6 protein-coding genes are annotated in these 9,581 nt (G+C 61.0%); 5 read left to right on the plus strand and 1 reads right to left on the minus strand.

Going from position 1 to position 9,581, the window contains the following annotated elements:
- Positions 1 to 80 precede the first annotated feature (80 nt).
- The 5 genes from pvdM to K0F88_RS21990 all read left to right on the plus strand — a co-directional run bounded on the left by pvdM (position 81) and on the right by K0F88_RS21990 (position 8,346).
- Positions 81 to 1,430, plus strand: coding sequence for a pyoverdine-tailoring dipeptidase-like protein PvdM (gene pvdM / locus K0F88_RS21970; RefSeq protein ID WP_219096519.1), 1,350 nt, complete (start codon positions 81 to 83; stop codon positions 1,428 to 1,430).
- 30 nt (positions 1,431 to 1,460) lie between these two features.
- Positions 1,461 to 2,741, plus strand: a complete 1,281-nt coding sequence (locus K0F88_RS21975) for an aminotransferase class V-fold PLP-dependent enzyme (RefSeq protein ID WP_094468250.1) — start codon at positions 1,461 to 1,463, stop codon at positions 2,739 to 2,741.
- Between the two features lie 145 nt (positions 2,742 to 2,886).
- A complete protein-coding gene (locus K0F88_RS21980; protein ID WP_219096520.1) occupies positions 2,887 to 3,765 on the plus strand; it encodes a formylglycine-generating enzyme family protein in 879 nt (292 codons plus the stop codon).
- Positions 3,766 to 3,979: 214 nt separating this feature from the next.
- A complete protein-coding gene (locus tag K0F88_RS21985) occupies positions 3,980 to 5,629 on the plus strand; it encodes a cyclic peptide export ABC transporter (protein WP_219096521.1) in 1,650 nt (549 codons plus the stop codon).
- A gap of 251 nt (positions 5,630 to 5,880) precedes the next feature.
- Positions 5,881 to 8,346 (plus strand): TonB-dependent siderophore receptor, encoded by a 2,466-nt coding sequence (locus K0F88_RS21990; RefSeq protein WP_094468253.1) that lies wholly within the window; start codon positions 5,881 to 5,883, stop codon positions 8,344 to 8,346.
- Positions 8,347 to 8,591: 245 nt separating this feature from the next.
- Here K0F88_RS21990 and K0F88_RS21995 read toward each other — a convergent pair whose 3' ends face one another.
- Positions 8,592 to 9,548: an alpha/beta hydrolase gene (locus tag K0F88_RS21995; protein WP_094468254.1), complete on the minus strand. Its 957-nt coding sequence runs from the start codon at positions 9,546 to 9,548 to the stop codon at positions 8,592 to 8,594.
- Between the last annotated feature and the right edge of the window lie 33 nt (positions 9,549 to 9,581).

Raw genomic sequence — 9,581 nt, forward strand, 5'->3', positions numbered from 1 at the left:
TCCAACCGGGCCACTCGTTCTTCCCAGATAGCAAAGGCCCCTGCGCCCGCACCGGGGCGGCGAACCTGACTGAGATGGCAATGACAAAACCACGTTCGAAAAAGGCTCTCTACATTGGCCTGCCGCTGGCCCTGGCGATCAGTGCCGGGGCAGGCTTTGCGGCCTGGGATTATTGGTTCAAGGACAATCCCGGTTACCCGGCCAAGGTGATGAAACAGGCCGATGAGCTGCAAGAGCGCATCCTCTCGTTCGACAGCCACGTCACCGTACCGTTGGACTTCGGCACCGCCGGCAATGAAGCGGACAAGGACGGCACCGGCCAATTCGACCTGGTCAAGACAGGGCGCGGTCGCTTGTCCGGCGCGGCCCTGACGATTTTCGGCTGGCCGGAAATCTGGAACGGCGCCAACGCCCCGCATCGCCCCACCGCCGGTTTCGTCGACGAAGCCCGGTTCGAGCAGGAAACCCGCTACAAAATCATCAGCACGATGGTTCGCGACTTCCCCAACCAGGTCGCCATCGCCTACACCCCAGACGATTTCCGTCGCCTGCACGGCGAAGGCAAGTTCGCGATCTTCATGAGCATGCTCAACGCCTACCCGCTGGGCAACGACCTGAACGCGCTGGACACCTGGGCCGCTCGTGGCATGCGCATGTTCGGTTTCAGTTACGTGGGCAACAACGCCTGGGCGGATTCGTCCCGACCGCTGCCGTTCTTCAATGATTCGCGCGACGCCCTCGGTGGCCTGTCGGAGATCGGCAAACAAGCGGTGCATCGTCTCAACGATCTGGGCGTGATCATCGACGTGTCGCAGATGTCGACCAAGGCCCTGGAGCAAGTCGCCCGGTTGAGCCGCACGCCGATGGTCGCCTCGCACTCGGCACCGCGCGCCTTGGTGGACATCCCGCGTAACCTCAGCGATCAGGAAATGCAACTGATCAAGAACAGCGGCGGCGTGGTGCAGATTGTCGGCTTCCCGACCTACATCCGCCCGCTGAGCCAGGCCACCCAGGACAAACTTAACGCCCTGCGCACACGCTTCGACCTGCAACCGCTGCAAGGCCTGGAAATGGCGCTGATGCCGGGCGACCCGGTGATCACCGTCTGGTCCGAACAACGTTTCGGCGAATACGCCAGCCAGCTCTACGCCATCGTCGACGAAGAACCGAAAGCCACCCTCAAGGACTACGGCGACGCGATTGATTACGCGGTGAAAAAAATCGGTATCGACCACGTCGGCATCAGTTCCGACTTCAACGACGGCGGCGGTCTGGAGGGCTGGAAGGATGTCAGCGAAGCCCGCAACGTGACGGCCGAGCTGATCAGTCGCGGCTACAGCGAGGCCGATATCGCCAAGCTTTGGGGCGGGAATTTCCTGCGGGTCTGGGACCAGGTGCAGAAGTCGTCCAGACCGGTGGCAAAAAACTGATGCCCACTTTTGCAAAAGCGAACCCAGCTCATGACTAACCGCCGTTCATTCCTCAAGCAGGCCGGTATTCTCGCGGCTGGCCTGCCCCTGAGTGCCGCCGTGAATCTACCGGCGCTGGCTGCCAATCCACCGCCGCTGTCCAAGGACAAATGGGCGCAATTGCGTTCGTTGTTCGACCAGGATCCGGACTACCTGCACTTCGCCAATTTTCTGGTGACGTCCCACCCACGGCCGGTGCGTGAGGCGATTGAACGCCACCGCGCCAACCTCGACCGCAACCCGGGCCTGGCGATGGACTGGGACCTGGGCGAAACGGAAAAACGCGAGCAAGCGGTGCGCGTCTGGGCCGGTCGCTACCTCAAGGCCAAGCCTGAACAGATCGCGCTGACCAGCAGCACCACGGAAGGCCTGTCGCTGATCTACGGCGGCATCCATGTGCGCCCGGACCAGGAAATTCTCACCAGCGAGCACGAACATTACGCCACCAATTACGCCCTGGGTTACCGCCAGCAAAAGGACGGGGTCAAGGTGCGCAAGCTCAAGTTGTTCGAGAACAGCCACACCGTGTCGGCGGATGAGGTGCTGGATTCGATCGCCAAAGGCATTCGCCCCGAAACCCGCGTGCTGGGCATGACCTGGGTGCAGTCCGGCAGCGGCGTGAAACTGCCGATCGGTGAAATCGGCAAACTGGTGAACGAACAGAATCGCAACCGCGAGGAAAAGGACCGCATCCTGTATGTGGTCGATGGCGTGCACGGTTTCGGCGTCGAAGACCTCGACTTCCCCGACATGCACTGCGACTTTTTCATCGCCGGCACCCACAAATGGATGTTCGGCCCGCGCGGTACCGGGATCATCTGCGCCCGTTCGGCCGAGCTCAAGGATGTGACGCCGACGATTCCGACCTTCTCCGAAGCCACCACGTTCTCGACCGTCATGACCCCCGGCGGTTATCACAGCTTCGAACATCGCTGGGCCCTGGACGAGGCGTTCAAGCTGCACCTGGAACTGGGCAAGGCCGAGGTGCAGGCGCGCATCCACGCCCTTAACACCTATGCGAAAAACCGGCTGCTGGAACACCCGCAGATTGAATTGGTCACGCCCAAGAGCCCGGACCTGTCAGCCGGGTTCACCTTCTTCCGGGTCAAGGACCGCGACTGCGAAAAAATCGCCGTGCAGTTGATGGAAAACCGTGTGGTCTGCGACTCGGTGGACCGCGACGTCGGCCCGGTGATCCGCATCGCACCCGGCCTGCTCAACACCGAGAACCACATCGACCGCTTCATGGCCTTGCTGAGCAAGATCGCCTGACGCAAAACCCTGTGGGAGCGAGCTTGCTCGCGTTGGGGCCAAAACATTCAACATCGATGGTGACTGATTCACCGCTATCGCGAGCAAGCTCGCTCCCACATTGGATCTTGCATGATTCCAGTTTTTTCTTTGAACGAGACACCTCATGAACAGTAATCCACTAACCCTGCCACTCAAGGCCCTGGCCCTGACGGCCCTGATGGCAGGTCTGCTGCCAACCACCGCCCAGGCGGCCACCGCCCCGCAACCGGGAAAAGTGTTCAAGGACTGCCGCGATTGCCCGGAAATGGTCGTGCTGCCTGCCGGTACTTTCACCATGGGCACGCCGGACGATGAAATCGGTCGCGAACCCGACGAAAGTCCGATGCACGAAGTGACCTTCGCCAAACCCTTCGCCATGAGCCGCTTCCAGGTCACCGCAGGCGAATGGGACAGCTACGTGCGCGAGAGTGGCGTGACCATCGCCAATGGCGATACCCGGCCGGGTCGTGAATGCGTCGCCAGCAAACCGCGCTACCCGCAAGGCCCGCGTCAGCCGGCGGTGTGCATGAACTTCGATGACGTGAAGCACTACGTCGCCTGGCTCTCGAAAAAGACCGGGCAGAAATACCACATGGTCAGCGAAGCCCAACGCGAATACGCCGCACGCGGCGGCACCAAAGGCCCGTTCCCCTTCCCGTTCGATGAAGGCAAGGAATACAGCATCAGCCAACACGCCAACACCTACGGGCCGGCGGACGGTTACAGCTACAGCTCACCGGTGGGCAGCTATGCACCGAACGCGTTCGGCCTGTACGACATGCACGGCAATGTCTACGAATGGGTCGAAGACTGCGAACACCCGAACTACGTCGGCGCGCCCACCGATGGCAGCGCGTGGGTAGAACCCAACTGCGAAGCCGTGCGCATTCGTGGCAACGACTGGGGTGAAGCGCCAGTGTTCTCCCGCTCCGGCAACCGCAACAGCCAGTACCCGCAAGAGCGTGGCGACTGGATAGGCTTCCGTATCGTGCGTGAGCTCTAACCATAACCCCAACCCTGTGGGAGCGAGCTTGCTCGCGATGACTGCCTTCCATTCGATAGAGATGTCGACTGGTAGTCCGCTATCGCGAGCAAGCTCGCTCCCACAGGGTCTTGTGTTTGAGTCGCGAGCACCACCAGTCGGCGACCTTGTAAATTAACCCCTCGATCAGACGTTCTACTGGGTATCTGCCTTTATACCCAAGGAACTGTCTTCCATGACCCAGCCTCCCCGTGGCGCCATCGGCGAGTTGTTCGCCCTGTTGAAACCGTTTCGACTCATCGTCGCCGCGTCCATTTTCCTGGGCATGGTCGGCGGCTTGAGCGTCACGGTGCTGCTGGCGACCATCAACAACGCCCTGCATTCGGACACCGGCCTGACCCAGGGCGTGGTCGCCTTGTTTGCCGGCCTGTGCCTGCTGGCGCTGCTGAGCTCGATCTGCTCGGACATCGGCACCAACTACGTCGGCCAGCACATCATCGCCAGGCTGCGTAAACAGCTCGGTGAAAAGGTCCTGTCGGCACCCATCGAACAGATTGAACGCTATCGCAGCCACCGCTTGATTCCGGTGCTGACCCACGACGTCGACACCATCAGCGACTTCGCCTTCGCCTTCGCCCCGCTGGCGATTTCCCTCACCGTGACCCTGGGTTGCATGGGTTACCTGGCGATTCTGTCGTGGCCGATGTTCCTGATCATGGTCGCCGCGATCCTGATCGGCACGGCGATCCAAGCCTACGCCCAGAGCAAGGGTGTGCAGGGTTTCATGGCCGCCCGTGACGCTGAAGACGAATTGCAGAAGCACTACAACGCGATTGCCGATGGCGCCAAGGAACTGCGAATCCACCGCCCGCGTCGCCAGCGCATGTTCGTGTCGGGGATCAAGGCGACAGCCGATTTCATCTGCAAGACCCAGGTGCGCTCGGTCAACACCTTCGTGATCGCCAAGACCTTCGGCTCGATGCTGTTCTTCGTGGTCATCGGCCTGGTGCTGGCGCTGCAATCCTTCTGGCCAAGCGCCGAAAAGACCGTGATGAGCGGCTTCGTGCTGGTGCTGCTGTATATGAAAGGCCCGCTGGAGCATTTGATCAGCACGTTGCCGATTGTCAGCCGCGCGCAGATCGCCTTTCGCCGGATCGCCGAGTTGTCCGAGCAGTTTTCCACCCCTGAGCCGCACTTGCTGCTCAGCGATCAGGGCAACGTCAAGCAAGCCGTGCACGAACTGAAACTGGCCGATGTGCGTTTCGCCTTCCCCGCTGCCGAAGGTGCAGCGCCCTTCCAGCTCGGGCCGGTCAACCTGACGATCAAGCAAGGCGACATCACCTTTATTGTCGGCGAGAACGGTTGCGGCAAGACCACGCTGATCAAGTTGCTGCTGGGCTTGTACACGCCGCAACAGGGTGAGATCCGGGTCAACGACGAGGCCATCGATGCGAAGAACCGTGATGACTACCGCCAATTGTTCACCACGATCTTCGCTGACTATTACCTGTTCGATGACGTGGTGCAGGGCGACACGCACATCCCCGAGGACGCGAACAAATACCTGCAACGCCTGGAAATCGCGCACAAGGTCAGCGTCAAGGACGGCAACTTCACCACCACCGACCTCTCCACCGGCCAACGCAAGCGCCTGGCGCTGGTCAACGCCTGGCTCGAAGAGCGCCCGGTGCTGGTGTTCGATGAATGGGCGGCAGACCAGGATCCGACCTTCCGCCGGATTTTCTACACCGAGCTGCTGCCGGACCTCAAGCGCCTGGGCAAAACCATCATCGTGATCTCCCACGATGACCGCTACTTCGATGTAGCCGACCAGTTGGTGCGCATGGAAAGCGGCCGGGTTGTCACCGAGCTGGCACCGGCCTGATTGGGGTTTTCATTGCTTTTCGCGGACCTGTGGGAGCGGGCTTGCCCGCGATGAGTCCATCACTTTCACATTGATGGTGATTGACCCACCGCCATCGCGGGCAAGCCCGCTCCCACAGGTTTCGCGAACTTTATGCTCCCCCAGAAATTTATTTGACGGCTTTCTTTCCGGTTTTTGGTTTGTGCCGCGTCTAATAATCATTCTTATTAACAAAAACTCTGCACAACACTTTTCAGGAGCTCAGGTAAGTAATGCGACCTCAACCACGCCGCACACCTCTCGCGCTGGCCGTACAGCGCCCGACTTTGCATCGCACCCTGTTCACCAGCGTACTGCTGACCGCCACCTTGCTGGGGAGCTCGATGGCCAACGCTGCACCTGTAAAAGTGAATATTGCCGTCCAGCCGCTTTCCAACGCGTTGACCGAGCTGGGCATGCAGACCAACCTGCAGATTCTCTACAGCCCTGACCAAGTGGCCGGCATCAAGTCCCGTGCGGTGTCCGGTTCGCTGGAGCCGTCCGAAGCCCTGAGCGCTCTGCTCAAAGGCACCGGCATTTCGTTCCAGATCAATGGCAACAGCGTCACGCTGGTCTCCGGCGGCGGTTCGGGCCTGCAACTGGGCGCGACCACGATTTCCGGCCAGGCCCTGGGCCTGACCACTGAAGACACCGGCTCCTACACCACCGGCGCCACCACCACCGCGACCAAGCTGCCGCTGACCCTCCGCGAAACACCGCAATCGGTGACCGTGGTGACCCGCCAGCAAATGGACGATCGCGGTGTACAGAGCGTCGGCGACGCACTGCGCAACACCCCCGGCATCACGTCGCAGAAGTACGACAGTGACCGTACCGAATTTTCCGCCCGTGGCCAGGCCATCACCAACTTCCAATACGATGGCGTCAACACCATCTACGACGGTGTGTACGGTGAAAACCCGAACAACAGTGACGACTCGGCCAGCCTCGACCATATCGAAATCATCAAAGGCGCTACCGGCCTGATGACCGGCACCGGCGACCCGTCCGCCACGGTCAACCTGATCCGCAAGAAGCCGACCAAGGAATTCAAGGCCTCGGTCAGCGCCACCGCTGGCCGCTGGGACAAGTACCGTGCTGAAGGTGACATTTCCGGTTCGCTGACCGATTCCGGCAACGTCCGCGGTCGCTTCGTGACTACGTACCAGGACGCCAACTCCTACCTGGATCACTACAGCCAGAAGAAAGACCTGTTTTACGGCGTCCTCGAAGCCGACCTGACCGACGACACCCTGCTGACCTTCGGCATCGACAAGTCCAGCGCGACCCCGCGCGGTTCGTCGTGGACCGGCAACCCGACGTACTTCGCCGATGGCGGTCGTACCGAGTTCCCGCGTCACTTCAACCCGGCTGCCGACTGGAGCCGTCGTGACTTCGACAGCACCACCTACTTCGCGTCGCTGGAGCAAGCGCTGGCCAATGACTGGAAACTCAAAGTCAGCCTGGACCAGAAAACCACCGATCACGACACCCAACTGGCCTCGGCCAGCGGCGGCAACCCGGACCGCGCCACCGGTGAAGGCATGTTCCTTTACTGGGGTCGCTGGGAAGGCCATCGCGTGCAGAACACCGCTGACGTGAACGTCTCCGGCCCGTTCAGCCTGGGCGGCCGCGAGCACGAACTGGTCGCCGGTGTCATGGCGTCCCACTCGCGTCAGACCGGTGCGACTTACGACACCAGTGCGTTCTCCCAAGTGCCAGGCAGCATCTATGACTGGAACGGCGAACTGCCGAAACAGGATTTCCCGAAAAACGGCAAATACGAACGCACCCAGAGCCAGAACGGCGTGTACCTGGCCACGCGCCTGCGTCCGACCGACGACCTGTCGTTCATCCTCGGCACCCGCCTGAGCACCTTCAAATACAACGAAGACTACAACTACAACCCGGGCGCCAACCAGACCGACACCCACGCCAGCTACAAGGAACACGGCGTCGTCACCCCTTACGCCGGTGTGGTTTACGACCTCAACGACACGTACTCCGCGTACGCCAGCTACACCAATATCTACCAGCCGCAAATCTACAAGGACGCCAACGGTTCGACGCTGGAGCCGGTTGAAGGCAGCGCTTACGAGACCGGCCTGAAAGCGGCCTACTTCGAAGGCAAGCTGAATGCCAGCCTGGCCTTCTTCCGTATCGAGCAGGACAACGTCGCCCAATCGATCGGCACCAACCCGGTCACCAACGAAGGCATCTACAAAGCCATCGACGGCGCGACCACCCAAGGTGTGGAGCTGGAACTGGCCGGTGAATTGGCCGAGGGCTGGAACCTGTCCGCCGGCTACACCTACGCCCGGACCCGTGACCAGGACGAGCAACGGATCTTCGGCTACCCGCTGTCCACCACCCGTCCTGAACACGTCGTTCGTACCTTCACCACCTACCGTCTGCCGGGCGTGATGAACAAGTTCACCGTCGGTGGCGGCGTGAGCTGGCAGAGCGCGTTCTACGGCAAGATCTACAGCGCCAGCGTGGGCGACTACACCCAGATCAAGCAAGGTGGCTACACCCTCGTGGACCTGATGACCCGCTACCAGTTCGACGACCACCTGAGCTTCACCGTCAATGCCAACAACGTCTTCGACAAGAACTACCTGACGGGCCTGGGCAACTTCGACACCACGTACTACGGCGAGCCGCGTAACGTGCAGGTCACCGCGAAGTATGATTTCTGAGTCGTGAGCTGAAATGAAAAATGCCCGTGTCGTGAGATGCGGGCATTTTTTTGAACCAGGGATTTGTGGTGAATGTGAGTCCGCCTTCGCGGGCAAGCCCGCTCCCACAGTTTTTGCGGCGTTCACAAATCCCTGTGGGAGCGGGCTTGCCCGCGATGGCAATTGCCGGGAAAACAAATGCCCTGAACCGGGCACAAAAAAACCGCCACCCCTGATCCAGGCATGGCGGCTTTTTTCATTTCAAATCAAATCCGCGAACGCACCCACTCCGCCACTTCCGAGTGAATCCCTTCCACTTCGCCCAGCAACCCCGCCATGCGCATGAAGTCATGGGTCATCCCCGGCTGCTCCAACAACGTCACCTCATTCCCCGCCGTACGCAACAGCTCGGCATATGCCAGCCCTTCGTCACGCAGCGGATCATACCCGGCCAGGTACACCAGCGCCGGTGCCACACCCGACAGATCCGCCGCCAGCAACGGCGAGCAACGCCAATCCGCCAGGTCATCCGGCGTGCGCCCGTAATGCGCGTAGAACCAGTCCAGCGTTGGCGTCTCCAGCAAATAGCCCTCGGCGAAATCCCGGTGCGAGGCACGCTGGGTGGTTGCATCCGTCACCGGGTACAGCAACACCTGGGCCTTGGGTTTCAACGCCAGTTCTTCAGGCTCACGCACTGCCATGATTGACAACACCGTGGCCAATGTTGCGCCCACGCTGTCACCGACCAGCGCCACCCGATTCGCGTCCAGCCCCCGCGCTGCGCCTTCGCGCACCAGCCAGTTGCCGGCATCGCAGGCGTCCTGCACCGGCGTCGGGAAACGCCATTCCGGCGCCAGTCGGTAATCCACGGTCAACAACGCAAACCCGCCTTGCGAGGCCAGTCGCCGGCACAGCGCATCATGGGAATCCAGGCTGCCGACCACATAGCCGCCGCCATGGAAATACAACACCACCGGCTGCAAGCCGTCGGCCGCTCGCCCATCGCGATACACCCTTGCCGACAGACTGTGGCCATCCCGCGCGGCAATGGTGAAGTCCTCGCAGGTCACGCTGTCCAGCGGCACATCGAGAAACCCTGACGACGCTTCAAAATCGATCCGCGCCTGTTGCGGAGTCTGTTCATGCATCGCGCGACTTTTACCGGTCATCCGGCCGAACTCGGCGAGTTCGAGAAATGCTTCAAGTTCTGGCAACACGGCCATGAGCGAATCCTTCTACACAAATAGGTCAATAAT

This window comes from Pseudomonas sp. UMAB-40 (assembly GCF_900095275.1).
In the GTDB taxonomy this organism is placed as follows: Bacteria; Pseudomonadota; Gammaproteobacteria; order Pseudomonadales; family Pseudomonadaceae; genus Aquipseudomonas; species Aquipseudomonas mandelii_B.

Coding starts and splice junctions, on each gene's coding strand:
- pvdM (WP_219096519.1), top strand. CDS start 81: ATGACAAAACCACGTTCGAAAAAGGCTCTCTACATTGGCCTGCCGCTG.
- K0F88_RS21975 (WP_094468250.1), top strand. CDS start 1,461: ATGACTAACCGCCGTTCATTCCTCAAGCAGGCCGGTATTCTCGCGGCT.
- K0F88_RS21980 (WP_219096520.1), top strand. CDS start 2,887: ATGAACAGTAATCCACTAACCCTGCCACTCAAGGCCCTGGCCCTGACG.
- K0F88_RS21985 (WP_219096521.1), top strand. CDS start 3,980: ATGACCCAGCCTCCCCGTGGCGCCATCGGCGAGTTGTTCGCCCTGTTG.
- K0F88_RS21990 (WP_094468253.1), top strand. CDS start 5,881: ATGCGACCTCAACCACGCCGCACACCTCTCGCGCTGGCCGTACAGCGC.
- K0F88_RS21995 (WP_094468254.1), bottom strand. CDS start 9,548: ATGGCCGTGTTGCCAGAACTTGAAGCATTTCTCGAACTCGCCGAGTTC.